The following is a 15,205-nucleotide window of genomic DNA, read 5'->3' on the forward strand; positions in this document are numbered from 1 at the left end:
CCCGCACCGCCCTGTCAGCGCGTGGCGAACGGCTCGTCCGTGCTGACGATTTCGCGGCCCAGCGGGAGCAACGAGACCGGGATGAGCTTGAAGTTGGCGATGCCGAACGGGATGCCGATGATCGTGATGCACAGGAGGATGCCGGTGACGATGTGGGCGAGAGCGAGCCACCAGCCCGCGAGGACCAGCCACAGGACGTTGCCGACGCAGGAGGGCGCGCCCGCGTCGCGGCGCTCCACCGTCGTATAGCCGAAGGGCCACAGGGCGTAGACGCCGATACGGAAGGCAGCGATGCCAAAGGGGATGCCGATGATCGTGATGCACAGCAGCAAGCCGGCGAGCAGGTAGCCGAGGAACAGCCAGAAGCCGCTCAGGACGAGCCAAATGACGTTCAGGATTGTCTTCATTGCTGGCGACCTGCCATCTGCTCGAGCCGGGCAATGCGCTCCGCCATCGGCGGGTGCGTGGAGAACATCTTCGACATTCCCTGGCCCGGGCGGAAGGGGTTGGCGATCATCATGTGGCTGGCGGTCTCGATGCGCGGCTCGGGGGGCAACGGCAGTTGCTTGGTACCGGCGTCGAGCTTGCGCAGGGCACTGGCGAGGGCGAGGGGGTCCCCGGTGAGCTGGGCCCCGGACGCGTCCGCCTCGTACTCTCTGGAGCGGCTGATGGCGAGCTGGATGAGGGACGCGGCGAGCGGACCCAGGATCATGATGAGCAGCATGCCCAGGATGCCGGGGCCCTCGTCGTCGTTCGAACGGCCGACCGGGATCAGCCAGGCGAAATTCACCAGGAACATGATCACGGAGGCGAGGGCGCCGGCGACCGACGAGATCAGGATGTCGCGGTTGTAGACATGACTGAGCTCGTGGCCGATGACGCCGCGCAGCTCGCGTTCGTCCAGGATGCGCAGGATTCCTTCGGTGCAGCACACGGCCGCGTTGCGCGGATTGCGCCCCGTCGCGAACGCGTTCGGCGCTTCCGTCGGTGAGATGTACAGGCGCGGCATGGGCTGGCGGGCCTGGGTCGAGAGCTCCCGGACGATGCGGTACAAGGCCGGGGCCTCGAATTCGCTCACCGGGCGGGCGCGCATCGCGCGTAGAGCCAGTTTGTCGCTGTTCCAGTACGCGTACGCGTTCGTCCCGATCGCGATGAACAGCGCGACGACGAGGCCGGTACGCCCGAAGAAACTGCCGATGACGATGATGAGTGCGGACAGTCCCCCGAGGAGTACGGCGGTCCTGAGCCCGTTGTGCCGGCGGTGCACGGTACGCCCTCCAAGTGGTGCGGCAGGGGAACCCTTTGCTTACTGATGCCTTGCGTCCACTCTTCAGTGGACCCTCCCGTACTGGTCAACGCCAGGCGGGGAGCACTAGTTCCCTTGTGCGGGCGGTGGCGCGCGTAGGCCGTCCGGGTGGCGGTGTCAGAACAGGCCGGTCGCCGAGAAGCGCAGGACCAGCTGGGGTGCTCCGGAGAGGGCGATGCTGAGGACGGCCGTCAGGGCGATCGCGGCGGTCAGCGGGGCCGGGACGCGGTGTTTCTCGGGCTCGCCCTCGGGGGCGCGGAAGAGCAGTGTCGTCCACTGGAGGTAGTAGAAGAGCGCGATCACGACGTTGACGGCCATGACCACGGCCAGCCAGCCGAGCCCGGCGTCGACGGCCGCCGAGAAGACGGTGACCTTCGCGAAGAGGCCGATGATGCCCGGCGGCAGTCCCGCGAGGCAGAGCAGGAAGAAGCCGAGCATCAGCGCGGACAGGGGGCTCTTCGCGTACAGGCCTCGGTAGTCGCTGATGCGGTTCAGGGGGCTCGTACGGGCGACGAGCGCGGCCACGGCGAAGGCGCCCAGGTTCACCACGGCGTACATCAGGGCGTACGCGACGGTGGAGCCGACGGCCTTCCCGGCGTCCTTGGAGTAGGCGGCGGACGCGATGGGGACCAGGAGGTAGCCGGCCTGGCCGACGGAGGACCAGGCGAGCAGGCGGACCGCGCTGTACGCGCGTGTGGCCTGCTGGCGCAGGGCGCCGACGTTGCCGACGGTCATGGTGAGGGCGGCCAGCGCGGCGAGCGCGGGGCCCCAGACGTCCGCGTACGACGGGAGGGCGACGACGGTGACGAGGATCAGGCCGGAGAAGCCGACCGCCTTGCCGACGACCGACAAGTAGGCGGCGACCGGCAAAGGCGCCCCTACGTAGGTGTCGGGCACCCAGAAGTGAAAGGGCACGGCGGCCGTCTTGAAGGCGAAGCCGACGAGGGTCAGGACGACGCCCGCCTGCGCGAGGGTGTGGAACTGTCCGTCGACGTGCTGGATCTTGTCCGCGATCTGGGTGAGGTAGAGGGTGCCGGTCGTCGCGTAGACGAAGCTGACGCCCATGAGGCTCACGGCGGTCGCGGTGACGGAGGACAGGAAGAACTTCAGGGCCGCCTCGGAGGACTTCTTGTCGCCGCGTTTGATGCCGACGAGCGCGAAGGCGGGCAGTGAGGCGACTTCGAGGGCGACGATGAGGGTCGCGAGGTCGCGGGAGGCGGGCAGCAGGGCGGCGCCCGCGGCCGAGGAGAGCAGCAGGAACCAGAACTCCCCTTCGGGGAGTTCCTTGTTGGCGTCCTTCAGGGCCGTGACCGACAGCAGTGCCGCCAGGAGCGCTCCGCCGAGGACCAGGAACTGGATGACGAGGGTGAAGCGGTCCGCCGTATAGCTGCAGGTGTGCGTGTCGCCCGTCAGACAGAAGGTGGCGCGGTCGCCGTCCAGGAGGGGCAGCAGCATGAGCGCGGACGCGGCGAGCCCCGCCACCGACACCCAGCCGAGTACCGCCTTCTTCTCCTCTCCGATGAAGAGGTCGGCGACGAGCACGACGAGTCCGACGACCGCGGCGAGGGTGGGCGGCGCGATCGCGAGCCAGTCGACGGACTGGACCAGGGAGCTCATCGGGTGCCTCCTGCGAGGAGCTGCTGTACGGCCGGGTCGGTCAGGCCGAGGAGGGCCTTGGGCCACAGACCGGCGACGACGGTGAGGGCGACGAGCGGCGTCCAGGCCACGAACTCGTAGCTCTGGACGTCGGCGAGCTTCGGCGCTCCCTGCCGCGGGGTCTCGCCCATGCACACACGGCGTACGACGGCGAGCATGTACGCGGCCGTGAGCAATGTGCCGAAGGCGGCGATCGCCATGAACGTCAGATACGCGGGGCGGCTGAGGTCGGCGGCGGGTTTGAACGCGCCGAACAGGGCCAACATCTCGCCCCAGAATCCGGCGAGTCCCGGCAGCCCGAGCGAGGCGACGGCGGCGAAGGCGAGCAGGCCGCCGAGGCGCGGAGCCTTGCCGTAGAGCGCGGCGCCGGTCTCCTCGGCGAGGGTGTCGAGGTCGGTGGTGCCCGTGCGGTCCTTCAGCGCCCCGACGAGGAAGAAGAGGAGGCCGGTGATGAGGCCGTGGGCGATGTTGGCGAACAGCGCGCCGTTCACGCCGGTCGGGGTCATCGTCGCGATGCCGAGCAGGACGAACCCCATGTGACCGACGGACGAGTACGCGATGAGCCGCTTGAGATCGCCCTTCGCGCCCCGTTTCGCGAGGGCCAGGCAGGCCAGGGATCCGTAGATGATCCCGACCACGGCGAAGGCCGCGAGGTAGGGGGCGAAGGTGTGCATCCCGTCCGGCGCGATCGGCAGCAGAATCCGGACGAAACCGTACGTACCCATCTTCAGCAGTACGCCGGCCAGCAGGACCGATCCGACGGTGGGCGCGGCGGTGTGGGCATCCGGCAGCCAGCTGTGCAGCGGCCACATCGGCGTCTTGACCGCGAGCCCGATCCCGATCGCCAAAACGGCGATGACCTGCACGGATGTGGTCAGCGACCGGCCGTTGTCAGTGGCGAGTGCCACCATGTCGAATGTGCCCGCCTTGATTCCGATCAGGAGCAGGCCCAGCAGCATGACGACCGAACCGAGCAGTGTGAAGAGGATGAACTTCCAGGCCGCGGCCTGGCGCTGGGCACCGCCCCACCGGGCGATGAGGAAGTACATCGGGATGAGCACCATCTCGAACGCGAGGAAGAACAGCAGCAGATCGAGGACGGCGAAGGTCGCGAGGGTGCCGGACTCGAGGACGAGCAGCAGTGCGACGAAGGCCTTCGGGGTCGGCCCCGCGGGCATCTTGAAGTAGCTGTAGAGCGCGCAGAGGAAGGTCAGCAGCGCGGTCAGGACCAGAAGGGGGAGGGAAATGCCGTCGATGCCGAGGTGGATCCGCACGTCGAGTGCGGGGATCCAGCTGATGTCCGTCGTGGCCTGCATCTTTGACGGGTGGTCGTGGTCGAAGCCGAGCGCGAGGACGATCGCGGCGATGAGCACCACGCCGGTGACGATCACGCCGTGCCGCAGCACGGCCTGCTCGGGCGACTTCCCCTTCAGTCCGGGCGGCGCGGGCAGGAGAGCGGCGGCGGCGCCGATGAGCGGCCCGACGACGATCAACGCGAGAAGAATCTGCATCACGGATTCACTGATATCGATCACGCCTGCTCACGCTCCCGTGGCGACGAGGAGGGCGGCGACCACCAGGACGACGGTGCCGGCGAGCAGCGCGCTCACATAGGTCTGCACATTGCCGGTCTGCGCGCGCCGTACGGCGGCGCCGAGCAGGCGGGGTAGGGCGGCGGCACCGCGTACGTAGGTGTCGACGACCTCACGGTCGAGGAACCGGACGAGTGCGGCTCCGGCCTGGACCGGGCGGACGAACAGCACGTCGTACACGGCGTCGAGGTGGAATCCGACAGCCGCGTGCCGGTGCAGCGGGCCGAGCAGCAGCCGTCCGGGGTCCGCCGGGTCGGCGGCGTAGGCCACGTCTCCGAACACGGGCGCGTGCCTGGCGATCGCCTCCGCCTCGACCAGCGCGGGCTCGGCGTCGGGGTGGGCCGCGACCGCACCCATCGGCACGCGGGGAGCCAGCGCGGTGGTGTGCCGCCAGGCGCCGTAGGTGACGATCCCGCCGACCAGGGCGAGCCCCGTGCCGAGGACGGAGGTGGTGAGCACCGGTGTCAGGTCGCGGCCGTCGAACCAGTCGGGCAGCGGACCGTACGCCAGACCGAAGGCGAGGGACGGGACCGCGAGGACCCACAGCACGACGGTCATGCTGCGCGGTTCCTTGCCTTGGTCGGGGGCCTCGGCTCCTCGCCCGTGGAAGGTCAGCAGCCACAGCCGGGTCGCGTACGCGGCGGTGAGTACGGCGGTGACCAGACCGGCGACGAGGACGATCCAGCCCGCGGCGCCGGGGGCGTGCTCGGTGTGGCCGGTGGCGACGTGCTCGGCTGCGCCGAGGATCGCTTCCTTGGAGAAGAAGCCGCTGAACGGCGGGATCGCGGCGAGCGCGAGCAGCGCCACGGTCATCGTCCAGTAGGCGTCGGGGACGCGGGATCGCAGGCCCGTCATGCGGGACATGACGGCCAGGGAGTTGGTGCCGGAGGCGTGAATGATCACGCCGGCGGCGAGGAACAGCAGCGCCTTGAAGGCGCCGTGCGAGAGGAGGTGGAAGACGGCGGCACCACGGTCGCCGACGGCGAGGGCGCCGGCCATGTAACCGAGCTGGCCGATCGTCGAGTACGCGAGGACACGCTTGATGTCGTCCTGGGCGAGTGCGGCGAGTGCCGAGCCCGCCATCGTGACGGCGGCCATGACGGCGAGGACCACCATCGCGGCCGAGGAGGCCTGGAAGACGGGGAGGAGCCGGGCGACGAAGTAGATACCGGCGGCGACCATCGTCGCGGCGTGGATCAGGGCGGAGACGGGGGTCGGGCCCGCCATCGCGTCGGGCAGCCAGGTGTGCAGCGGGAACAGCGCCGACTTGCCCGCCACGCCGGCCAGGAGCAGCAGGGCGACCAGCGTCGGATGGTGCAGTCCACCGCTCGCCACGGTGCCGAGGACCGTGGTGATGCGGAACGACCCGGCGTCGGTGCCGAGGGCGAACAGACCGATGAGGAAGGGGACGTCGCCGAGTTTGGTGACCAGGAAGGCCTTGATCGAGGCGGCGCGGGCTTCGGGGATCTCCCAGTAGTGGCCGACCAGGAAGTACGAGCAGATGCCCATGACCTCCCAGCCGACCAGGAGCACGATCAGGTCGCCGGAGTAGACGACGAGCAGCATCGCGGAGGTGAAGAGGGAGACGAGAGCGGCGTACGAGGGGTAGCGCGGGTCATCGCGCAGGTAGCCCGTCGAGTAGATCTGCACGCAGGAGGCGACGACGCCGACGAGTACGGCGACGAGGGCGGCGAAGCCGTCGATGTGCAGGGAGAGTTCGATCGGGACCGAGCCGGTGGGCGTCAGTTCGGTGGCCGCGTTGATGGCCTGGCCACCGCCCTGGCGCACGGCGACCAGTACGGCGAGGACGAGCGAGGTGAGGGACGGCAGGACCGCGAGGGGGCGGACGTAGCCGGGGGCCGTGCGGCCGAGGAGGAGTCCGGCCGCGGCGCCCAGGAACGGAAGGAGGGGGACGAGGACGGCGAGGGTGGTCGTGGTCACGCGGTGGCCTCAGCCTTCTCGTCTCCCGTGACGGGGGCTTCTTCGGTGCCGTCGCCGTGGGAGCCGTCCGGGGCGGGGCCCTCGGCGGTGTCGCGGAGCTTGTCGATGTCCGAGGTGCCGCGGCCCCGGTAGACGGCGAGGACGATCGCCAGGCCGATGCCGATCTCGGCGGCCGCGATGGCGATGGTGAACAGGGTCAGGGCCTGGCCGGAGTGGAGCGTGTCGCGGGCGGTCCTGGAGAGCCAGACGTCGAAGGCGACGAGGTTCAGGTTGACGGCGTTGAGCATGAGCTCGACGGACATCAGGACCAGGATCGCGTTGCGGCGCGCGAGGACTCCGTACAGGCCCGTGCAGAAGAGGAGGGCGGAGAGCACGGCGGGATAGGCGAGGTGCATCAGCGGGTCCCTTCCTTCTCGCTCCGGCGGCTCTGGGCACCCGCGGGGGTGACAGCGTCCGCTGTGGTGGTCGCGTCCGCCTTCGCCTTGCGGGAGAGGACGATCGCGCCGACCAGGGCGGCGAGGAGGAGGACGGAGAGGGCCTCGAAGGGGAGGACCCAGTTCTGGAAGAGGCTCGCTCCGGTGACCTCGGTGGAGCCGGCGGCGGGGCCTTTCAGGTCGACCCAGGTGGTGCGGAAGGCATCCACGACCACCCAGACGAGGGCGGCGGCCGCGGCGACGGCCACGGTGAGGGCGGCCCAGCGGTTGCCGGAGTCGGCGTCCGGGGAGCGGCCGATCGGCGCCTTGGTGAGCATCAGACCGAACAGAAGGAGGACGACGACGGAACCGACGTAGATGAGCACCTGCACCCAGGCGATGAACTCGGCCGTGAGCAGGAGGTACTCGACGGCGAGGCCGCCGAGCGTCATCACCAGCCACAGGGCGGCGTGCACCAGCTGCTTGGTGGTGACGGTGACGATCGCGGCGCCGAAGGAGACCAGGCCGACCAGGAGGAAGGCGATCTCGACACCCGTCGGGGAGAGGAAGCCGTGGCTTTCGGCGGCGGTGGTGGTGGCCCGCGCCGCGGCGGCCGTGGCTGCTGCGAGGCTCACGACGCACCGTCCTGCGGGTCGGAGGGCTTGGAGGGCTTGGAGGGATCAGGCATGCCCGTGGTCGTGGTCGTGCCTGTGGTCGAGCCCGTGGCCGGGGGTTCGGGCCGGGCTGCCTGTTCGGCTGCCTGCGCCTCGAGTTCGGCTGCCTCGACGGCTGTGGCTGCCTCGGCGGCGAGCTTGTCGGCGGTTTTGCGGGCGGCGGCCAGTTCCTTCGGTTCCTCTGCGCCTGGGTCGAGGGCGGGCGGGGCCGGGACCGTCCACATCCACTCGCGGAGCTTGTCGCGTTCGTGGGTGAGTTCGTGGATGTCGGTCTCCGCGTACTCGAACTCCGGAGACCAGAACAGGGCGTCGAAGGGACAGACCTCGATGCAGATACCGCAATACATGCACAGGGAGAAGTCGATGGCGAAACGGTCGAGGACGTTACGGCTGCGCTCGCGGCCACCGGGGGCGGCCGGCGGGACCGTCTCCTTGTGCGAGTCGATGTAGATGCACCAGTCCGGGCACTCACGGGCGCACAGCATGCAGACCGTGCAGTTCTCCTCGAACAGGCCGATGACGCCGCGGGAGCGGGGCGGGAGTTCAGGCTGGGCGTCCGGGTACTGCGCGGTGACGGTCTTCTTCGTCATCGTGCGGAGGGTGACGGCCAGGCCCTTGGCGAGTCCGGAGCCAGGAATGCGGGAACGGGTGGGCCGGAGAGACTCAGCCATGCGAGATCACCACCTTGACGATGCCGGTGAGGGCGATCTGGGCGAGGGAGAGGGGGACGAGGAGGGTCCAGGAGAGTTTCTGGAGCTGGTCCTCGCGCAGGCGGGGGTAGGTGACGCGCAGCCAGATCACGACGAAGGCGAGGAGGGCCGCCTTCAGGAGGGTCCAGACCCAGCCGAGGCCGTCGGCACCCCACGGACCGTGCCAGCCGCCCAGGAAGAGGACGGTGGTCAAAGCGCACAGGACGACGATTCCGGCGTACTCGGCGAGGAGGAAGAGCGCGAAGCGCAGGCCCGTGTACTCGGTGTACGCGCCGAAGATGATCTCCGAGTCGGCGACGGGCATGTCGAAGGGCGGGCGCTGGAGTTCGGCGAGGCCCGCCACGAAGAAGACGATCGCGCCGACGATCTGCCAGGGCAGCCACCACCACTCGAAGGCGGCGACGATGCCGGGCAGGGAGACCGTGCCGGCCGCCATCGCGACGGAGGCGGCGGTCAGCAACATCGGGAGTTCGTACGCGAGGAGCTGGGCGGCGGTACGCAGGCCGCCGAGGAGGGAGAACTTATTGGCCGAGGCCCAGCCCGCCATGATCGAGCCGAGGACGCCCACGCCCATCACCGCGAGGACGAAGAAGATGCCCGCGTCGACGACCTGGCCCACCGCGCCCTCACCCGGGCCGATCGGGATGGCGAGGAGGACGAGGAGATACGGGAGGAGCGCCACGGCGGGGGCGAGCTGGAAGATACGGCGGTCCGCGCCCGCGGGGACGACGTCTTCCTTCTGCGCGAACTTCACGCCGTCCGCGACGAGCTGGGCCCAGCCGTGGAAGCCGCCGGCGTACATGGGGCCGAGGCGGCCCTGCATGTGGGCCATCACCTTGTGCTCGGTCTGACCGACGATCAGGGGGAACGTCAGGAACACGACGAAGACAACGAGGAGGCGTAGGGCGACGTCGAGAGCGTCGTTCACTGCGTGCCTCCGGCTGGGTTTCTGGGGGTGGGGTCTTCAGGGGTGGAGTCTTCGGGCGTGGAGTCTTCGGGTGTGGGGGTGGAGTCGGGGTCCGCGCCGGAGTCCGAGTCAGGGGATGCCGGGGGTTTCGCGGTGGCCTCGGGCTCCTCGGTGCCCTCAAGGCCTCGGTCCGGCTTGGACCCCGCCCCCGGCTCCGACTCCAACTCCGACCCGGGCTCCGACCCGGGCTCCGACCCGGGCTCCGCCTTCGGTTCGTCGAAAGCGGGGCGGGCGTGGTGCCAAGGGGCGTCGGAGCTGCGCGACGCTGCGGGCCTTGCCTGTCCGGTGGGAGCTGACGGCTCGACGAGAGTGGACGGCTCGGCGGAGGGTGTCGGTTCCGTCGCGGTCGTCGGTTCGGTCGAGGCTGTCGGTTCGGTGGGGGCGGGTGGGGCGGTGGACGGTGTCCTTTGCGTCGCCGAGCCCTGGCTCGCGCTACACGTGCGGCGGGGGCCGGCGGGAGGTGTGGGCTCGGCGGGTCCCGGGGCGTCGGGGGGTGTCGGGGTCGCCTGCTGCTCGGCGGCCGGGGCCTCGGTCCGCTGGCTGGCCGAGCCCTGGCCGGCGCTGCGCGCCCGGCGCGGTGGCGTCGGGGCCTGCGCACCGGCAGCGGCGGCGGCAGCGGTACCTGCTGTGGCGGGACCGGCCTCCGTGCCACCACCAGCGATGGCCTGGCTTGCCGAGCCCTCGCCCGCCGTGCGGGCCCGGCGTACCGGGCGGTCGCCGGCGGCGCGGGCCGCTCCGCGCGCCGGGCGGGCGGGGGCCGGGGGGAGCTGGCCCTTCAGGGGACCCCATTCGTTGGGGTCGGGGACGCCGGGCGGAAGCATCTGGCGACGCTTGGGTCCACCGTGATCGGACTCCCCCGGCTCCTTCGCACCGGGCCAGGCCTTGGCGACACGGGCGGCGAGGACGAAGTCCTTGCGGAGGGGGTGGCCCTCGAAGCCCTCGGGGAGAAGAAGGGGGTCCAGGCCGGGGTGACCCTCGAAGGTGACGCCGAACATCTCGTGGGTCTCGCGCTCGTGCCAGCCGGCGCCGGCGTACACGGAGACCGCCGTCGCCAGGACGGGTGCCGAGTGCGGGACGGTCGTACGGACGAGGAGGCGGCGTACGGGAGACAGGGCCACCACGTGCGCGGCGACGCGGAAGCCGGTGCCGGGTTCGTCGACGGCGCTCAGCCAGTCGAAGTAGGTGCAGTTCAGCGAGTCGCGCGCGGTCTCCAGGGCGCGGACCCAGACAGCCGGCGGTACGTCGACCGTCAGGACCTCGTACGACTCCTCGGCCGTGGCCTCCGGGCCGAAGAGTTCCTCGACAGGGGCGGGGAGCCAGCCGACGGTCATCGGTCCTCACCCACGGCGGGCGGGCGCACCAGGTCGCTCTGGAGGGCGGCGGCCGACGGACGCGGCGAGGAGCCGTAGCGCTCTCCCAGCGACTCGCGGGCGATCTTCTCCTGGAGCTTGAGGATGCCCTGCAGCAACGCCTCGGGGCGGGGCGGGCACCCGGGGACGTAGACGTCCACCGGGATGATCTGGTCGACGCCCTTGGTGACGGAGTAGGAGTCCCAGTACGGGCCGCCGCAGTTGGAGCACGCGCCGAAGGAGATGACGTACTTCGGCTCCGGCATCTGCTCGTACAGGCGCTTGACGGCCGGGGCCATCTTGTCCGTGACCGTGCCGGAGACGACCATCAGGTCGGCCTGGCGCGGACCCGGTGCGAACGGGATCACGCCGAGCCGGATGAAGTCGTGCCGGGCCATCGACGCGGCGATGAACTCGATCGCGCAGCAGGCGAGCCCGAAGTTGAAGACCCAGAGCGAGTAGCGACGGCCCCAGTTCAGGACCACCTTCATCGGTTCCGGGGCCAGCCTGGAGAGCGCGCCGAGCCGCTTCGGCTCGGGCAGCAGCACCGGTTCGGGCAGTACCACCGGCTCGGGCAGCGGCACCGGCTCGGAGGTCTTCGAGGGGGTCACGTCCATGTCAGGACGCCCTTCTTGTATGCGTACAGCAGGCCCACGGCCAGGAAGCCGAGGAAGATGAACATCTCCACGAGGGTGGCCGCGCCGTAGCCGGGCGCGGCGAAGACGGTCGCCCAGGGGAAGAGGAAGATCGAGTCGACGGCGAAGATGACGTAGAGGAAGGCGTAGACGTAGTAACGGACCTGGGTGTGGGCCCAGCCCTCGCCGACGGGGTCGACGCCGCACTCGTACGTCAGGAGCTTCTCGGGGGTCGGGACCACCGGCCGCAGCAGACGGCCCGCCCCGAAGGCGACGGCGACGAAGAGCACGCCGACGACGACGAGCAGTCCGACGACCGAGTACGACTGGAAGTAGCCCGCCGCGACGACGGCCCCGGTTGCCGTGACAACAGTCGGTTCCGGCACGTCAGCCCCTCACTCCCTGACCTCGTTGCGCCCGACGCGCACGCCCCGTCGCGCACGCTGTGATGCGCCCTGTTCGACGATCTGTACGGACGGGAGTCTAGGGCCTGCTAAAGAGACGGTAAGCAGCCCGTCACGCATTGGCTATCGGGGTCATGTCACCGACTCGTCCGCCTCGCCCGGCGCCGGGTTCCCGGACTCGTCCGGCTCACGCGCCACCGGGTCCCCGTCCGCACCTCGCGGTCACTTCCCATTTCACCTCGCGAGCACAGCCACGTACACCTCACGGCGGTGTTCGCTTTCACCTCAAGGGGTGGGGTTTTCCCCAGTGGATCGTGGCGGTCGACCTCATGGCGCGACGGCTCGCCGCCGGGCAGGCTAGCGAATATGACCGAACGCATCACCCCTGTCGGCTCCGTCGGGCCATCGAACCCGCCGCAAGCCCCGCATACCCCGGACGCGCCCGACGCGCCGGACGAGTCGGCCGACAACGACCGGCTGCCTCCGGCTCGCTTCGCCCTCGGCCGGCAGACGTGGAAGGAGATCGCGCATCTCCTCGCGAATCTGCCGGTGTCGATCGTCGGCTTCGTGTACGTCGTGACACTCATCTCCATGGGCGCGGGGCTGGCGGTGACGGTGGTCGGGCTGCCGCTGCTCGCGGGCGGGCTGCTGGGCGCGCGGCTGCTGGGCCGGATGGAGCGGGCGCGGGCGCGCAAGCTGCTCGGCGTGCGGATCGACGAGCCGAGCCCGGTACTGGTGCGCCGGACGGGCTTCTTCTCCTGGTTGTGGTCGAGCCTGAGGGACTCGGTGGCCTGGCGGACGGTGCTGTACGACTTCATCCGGCTGCCGTGGGGCATCGTCACCTTCACCGTCACGCTCACGTCGTTGTTCCTGCTGTGGCCGGTACTGCCGTTCCTCGCCCGGGGGCTGACGAACGTGGACCGGGCCATGGTGCGCGGGCTGCTGTCGCCCTCGGACGAGTTGGAGCGGCGCATCGCCGAGCTGGAGTCGGACCGGGGAGTCGTGGTGGACACCGCCGCGGCGGACCTGCGGCGCATCGAACGGGACCTGCACGACGGGGCGCAGGCACGGCTCGTCAACCTCGCGATGGGGCTCGGCCTGGCCAAGGAGAAGCTCCTTGAGGGCCAGGCCGACGAGACCGTCGCGGCCATGGTCGACGAGGCGCACGGCGAGGTGAAGCTGGCCCTGCAGGAGCTGCGCGATCTCGCGCGCGGCATCCATCCCGCGGTCCTCACCGACCGGGGCCTCGACGCGGCGCTGTCGTCGATCGCCTCGCGCTGCACCGTGCCGGTGAAGGTGACGGCCGACCTCGCGACGAGACCGGCCGCCGCGATCGAGGGCATCGCCTACTTCACCGTGTCCGAGCTGCTGCAGAACGTCAGCAAGCACAGTGGGGCGCGGTCCGCGTCCGTCGACGTGTGGCGGGCGGACGAGCGGCTGCTCATACAGGTCCGGGACGACGGGCACGGTGGGGCGGCCCTCGACGGCGGTACGGGGATGGCGGGGCTCGCGGACCGGCTCGGTGCGGTGGACGGGCTGTTCCTCATCGACTCACCGCCCGGCGGGCCGACCACCATCACGGCGGAGCTGCCTTGGCGGAACCGGGGGGATGGGCAGGACGGGCGGGACTGAGGGGGCGGGAGGGACGGGACTGACGGGGCGGGCGGGACTGGCGGGGCGGGACTGGTTCTTACGGCCGTGGTTCCCGCGTCTCCCGCATCTCCCGCGTCTCCCGCTCTTCTCGCGTTTCCCGCGTCTCCCGCGTCTCCCGCGCTTTCCGGGCGGACGCCGGTCTCCGAGGTAGGGAAAACCCCCGTTCCAAGACGCCGACCCGCTCCATGGTCGGGAAGGGCCGGGCGCAGCAGGGTGGGAGTACGAGGCGACGAGCAGGACGAGTAGAACGGACGACACCGATGGCGACGGAGTACGGACAGGGGTACGGGTACCCGAGCGGGCCCGGATTCCGCGGGGCGGGTGCCGAGGAGCGGCGGCACCGTCTCCCGGCACCGCTGCGGGCGCCGATCGAGGCCCGCAGCTGGCGTGAGTTCGGCTATGTGATGCTGAGCCTGCCTCTCGGCCTCATCATGTTCACGTTCGCCGTCACGATGTTCTCGCTCGGCATGGGGCTGCTGATCACCTTCCTCGGCATCCCGGTGCTCGCCGCGGCCCTCGCCGGCTGCCGCGGATTCGGCGCGTTGGAGCGTGCGCGGGCGCGCGGGTTGCTCGGGCTCGAGGTGGCGGCGCCGGAGCCCTTGCGGGTGCGGAAGCACGGGGCGATGGCATGGATGGGGGCGGTCCTCAAGAACGGTCCGGCGTGGCGGCATCTGCTGTACGCGGTGGTGCAGTTCCCGTGGTCGGTGTTCTCGTTCATGGTGTCGCTGAGCTTCTGGGCGTACGGCTGGGCGATGCTGACGTATCCGCTGTGGTTCTGGCTCTTTCCGGTGTACGGCGGGCAGGGCGGCCTGCAGCTCTACGGCGACGAAACGCACGGCATCTACCTCGACAACCCCTTCGAGATCACCGTCACCGCGCTGCTGGGGCTCCTGATCACGATGGCCACGCCGTGGATCGTGCGGGCGCTGACCACGGTGGACCGGGTGATGGTGGCGGGGCTGCTCGGGCCGTCGCGGCTGGCGAGCCGGGTCGTCGAGCTGGAGTCGGACCGGGGGGTCGTGGTCGACGCCGCCGCGGCGGACCTGCGGCGCATCGAACGGGACCTGCACGACGGGGCGCAGGCACGGCTCGTCAACCTCGCGATGGGGCTCGGGCTGGCCAAGGAGAAGCTCACCGAGGATCCGCAGGCCGCGGCGAGGATGGTGGACGAGGCGCACGGTGAGGTGAAGACGGCGTTGCAGGAGCTGCGGGATCTGGCGCGCGGGATTCATCCGGCCGTGCTGACCGATCGTGGGCTGGATGCGGCGCTGTCCTCGGTGGCCTCGCGGTGCACCGTGCCGGTGCAGGTGGATGTGGATCTTCCCGCTCGGCCCGCGCCGGCGATCGAGGGGATCGCGTACTTCACCGTTTCCGAGCTTCTGCAGAACATCAGCAAGCACGCGCGGGCGACGCGGGCCACGGTCGATGTGTGGCGGGTCGAGAACCGGTTGATGCTTCAGGTTGTCGACGATGGTGTGGGTGGGGCGGATGTTTCCGGTGGGTCCGGGCTTGCGGGGCTGTCGGAGCGGCTCAGTGCGGTGGACGGGATTCTGGTGGTGGACTCGCCTGTGGGTGGGCCTACTCGGATTACGGCGGAGTTGCCCTGGCGGGGGTGAACCCGGGGGTGCCGGGTGGGGGGGGTCCTCGCCCCCGCCGCCCCTACCCGTCCCATCCCCTGGGGCTCCGCCCCAGACCCCGCCAGGGGCGCTGCCCCGGACCCCGGCGGGGCTCCGCCCCTGCACCCCACCAGTTCGAAATCACCGCCCCCGGAAAAAACCCACCCGGAGACAAAAGTGCGCCCCCGTATTCCCCTTCCCTCTGCCCCTTGATTCCCGTTGATTGCCCTTGATTCCCCTTGCTCGGGCGCGGGTCGGTCCGAATGCTGGGATGCTGAGGGCTGATGTG

Annotated in this window: 14 protein-coding genes; 2 read left to right on the forward strand and 12 right to left on the reverse strand. The window is 70.4% G+C overall.

The genetic code is table 11. The features are described 5' to 3' along the window. Positions 1-14: 14 nt before the first annotated feature. The 12 genes from OG568_RS22410 to OG568_RS22465 form a co-directional block, all read right to left on the reverse strand. Positions 15-407 carry a YccF domain-containing protein gene (locus OG568_RS22410; protein WP_329532859.1) on the reverse strand — a complete coding sequence of 131 codons (393 nt, stop codon included), beginning with the start codon at positions 405-407 and terminating at the stop codon, positions 15-17. Next, entirely contained in the window at positions 404-1,267 is an 864-nt protein-coding gene (gene htpX, locus OG568_RS22415) for a zinc metalloprotease HtpX (protein ID WP_060901518.1), read from the reverse strand. The genes OG568_RS22410 and htpX overlap by 4 nt, the downstream gene beginning before the upstream one ends. A gap of 156 nt (positions 1,268-1,423) precedes the next feature. Then, on the reverse strand, positions 1,424-2,923 hold the full coding sequence (locus tag OG568_RS22420; protein WP_329532860.1) for an NADH-quinone oxidoreductase subunit N: 1,500 nt from the start codon (positions 2,921-2,923) through the stop codon (positions 1,424-1,426). Continuing rightward, a complete protein-coding gene (locus OG568_RS22425) occupies positions 2,920-4,497 on the reverse strand; it encodes an NADH-quinone oxidoreductase subunit M (protein ID WP_329532861.1) in 1,578 nt (525 codons plus the stop codon). Before OG568_RS22425 ends, OG568_RS22420 begins: the two co-directional genes overlap by 4 nt. 6 nt (positions 4,498-4,503) lie before the next feature. Beyond that, positions 4,504-6,495: an NADH-quinone oxidoreductase subunit 5 family protein gene (locus OG568_RS22430; RefSeq protein WP_329532862.1), complete on the reverse strand. Its 1,992-nt coding sequence runs from the start codon at positions 6,493-6,495 to the stop codon at positions 4,504-4,506. After that, the gene (gene nuoK, locus OG568_RS22435) at positions 6,492-6,890 is read right to left on the reverse strand and encodes an NADH-quinone oxidoreductase subunit NuoK (RefSeq protein WP_054228323.1); all 399 of its coding nucleotides are present in this window, start codon (positions 6,888-6,890) and stop codon (positions 6,492-6,494) included. Before nuoK ends, OG568_RS22430 begins: the two co-directional genes overlap by 4 nt. Then, on the reverse strand, positions 6,890-7,543 hold the full coding sequence (locus OG568_RS22440) for an NADH-quinone oxidoreductase subunit J family protein (protein ID WP_266584783.1): 654 nt from the start codon (positions 7,541-7,543) through the stop codon (positions 6,890-6,892). The genes nuoK and OG568_RS22440 overlap by 1 nt, the downstream gene beginning before the upstream one ends. After that, positions 7,540-8,253 (reverse strand): NuoI/complex I 23 kDa subunit family protein, encoded by a 714-nt coding sequence (locus OG568_RS22445; protein ID WP_329532863.1) that lies wholly within the window; start codon positions 8,251-8,253, stop codon positions 7,540-7,542. Before OG568_RS22445 ends, OG568_RS22440 begins: the two co-directional genes overlap by 4 nt. Beyond that, positions 8,246-9,220 (reverse strand): complex I subunit 1/NuoH family protein, encoded by a 975-nt coding sequence (locus tag OG568_RS22450; RefSeq protein ID WP_329532864.1) that lies wholly within the window; start codon positions 9,218-9,220, stop codon positions 8,246-8,248. Before OG568_RS22450 ends, OG568_RS22445 begins: the two co-directional genes overlap by 8 nt. Further along, positions 9,217-10,590, reverse strand: a complete 1,374-nt coding sequence (locus OG568_RS22455) for an NADH-quinone oxidoreductase subunit C (RefSeq protein WP_329532865.1) — start codon at positions 10,588-10,590, stop codon at positions 9,217-9,219. The genes OG568_RS22450 and OG568_RS22455 overlap by 4 nt, the downstream gene beginning before the upstream one ends. After that, positions 10,587-11,225, reverse strand: a complete 639-nt coding sequence (locus OG568_RS22460) for an NADH-quinone oxidoreductase subunit B (RefSeq protein ID WP_266584775.1) — start codon at positions 11,223-11,225, stop codon at positions 10,587-10,589. Before OG568_RS22460 ends, OG568_RS22455 begins: the two co-directional genes overlap by 4 nt. Then, entirely contained in the window at positions 11,216-11,629 is a 414-nt protein-coding gene (locus OG568_RS22465) for an NADH-quinone oxidoreductase subunit A (RefSeq protein WP_075028564.1), read from the reverse strand. The genes OG568_RS22460 and OG568_RS22465 overlap by 10 nt, the downstream gene beginning before the upstream one ends. A gap of 384 nt (positions 11,630-12,013) precedes the next feature. On the opposite strand from OG568_RS22465, the gene OG568_RS22470 reads away from it, so the two are divergent. Beyond that, positions 12,014-13,279, forward strand: coding sequence for a sensor histidine kinase (locus OG568_RS22470; RefSeq protein WP_329532866.1), 1,266 nt, complete (start codon positions 12,014-12,016; stop codon positions 13,277-13,279). A 281-nt stretch (positions 13,280-13,560) separates the two neighbouring features. Continuing rightward, a complete protein-coding gene (locus OG568_RS22475; protein WP_329532867.1) occupies positions 13,561-14,916 on the forward strand; it encodes a sensor histidine kinase in 1,356 nt (451 codons plus the stop codon). Positions 14,917-15,205: the final 289 nt, after the last annotated feature.

Source organism: Streptomyces sp. NBC_01450 (genome assembly GCF_036227505.1).
Classification (GTDB): Bacteria; Actinomycetota; Actinomycetes; order Streptomycetales; family Streptomycetaceae; genus Streptomyces.

Coding starts and splice junctions, on each gene's coding strand:
- OG568_RS22410 (WP_329532859.1), bottom strand. CDS start 407: ATGAAGACAATCCTGAACGTCATTTGGCTCGTCCTGAGCGGCTTCTGG.
- OG568_RS22420 (WP_329532860.1), bottom strand. CDS start 2,923: ATGAGCTCCCTGGTCCAGTCCGTCGACTGGCTCGCGATCGCGCCGCCC.
- nuoK (WP_054228323.1), bottom strand. CDS start 6,890: ATGCACCTCGCCTATCCCGCCGTGCTCTCCGCCCTCCTCTTCTGCACG.
- OG568_RS22445 (WP_329532863.1), bottom strand. CDS start 8,253: ATGGCTGAGTCTCTCCGGCCCACCCGTTCCCGCATTCCTGGCTCCGGA.
- OG568_RS22455 (WP_329532865.1), bottom strand. CDS start 10,590: ATGACCGTCGGCTGGCTCCCCGCCCCTGTCGAGGAACTCTTCGGCCCG.
- OG568_RS22460 (WP_266584775.1), bottom strand. CDS start 11,225: ATGGACGTGACCCCCTCGAAGACCTCCGAGCCGGTGCCGCTGCCCGAG.
- OG568_RS22470 (WP_329532866.1), top strand. CDS start 12,014: ATGACCGAACGCATCACCCCTGTCGGCTCCGTCGGGCCATCGAACCCG.
- OG568_RS22475 (WP_329532867.1), top strand. CDS start 13,561: ATGGCGACGGAGTACGGACAGGGGTACGGGTACCCGAGCGGGCCCGGA.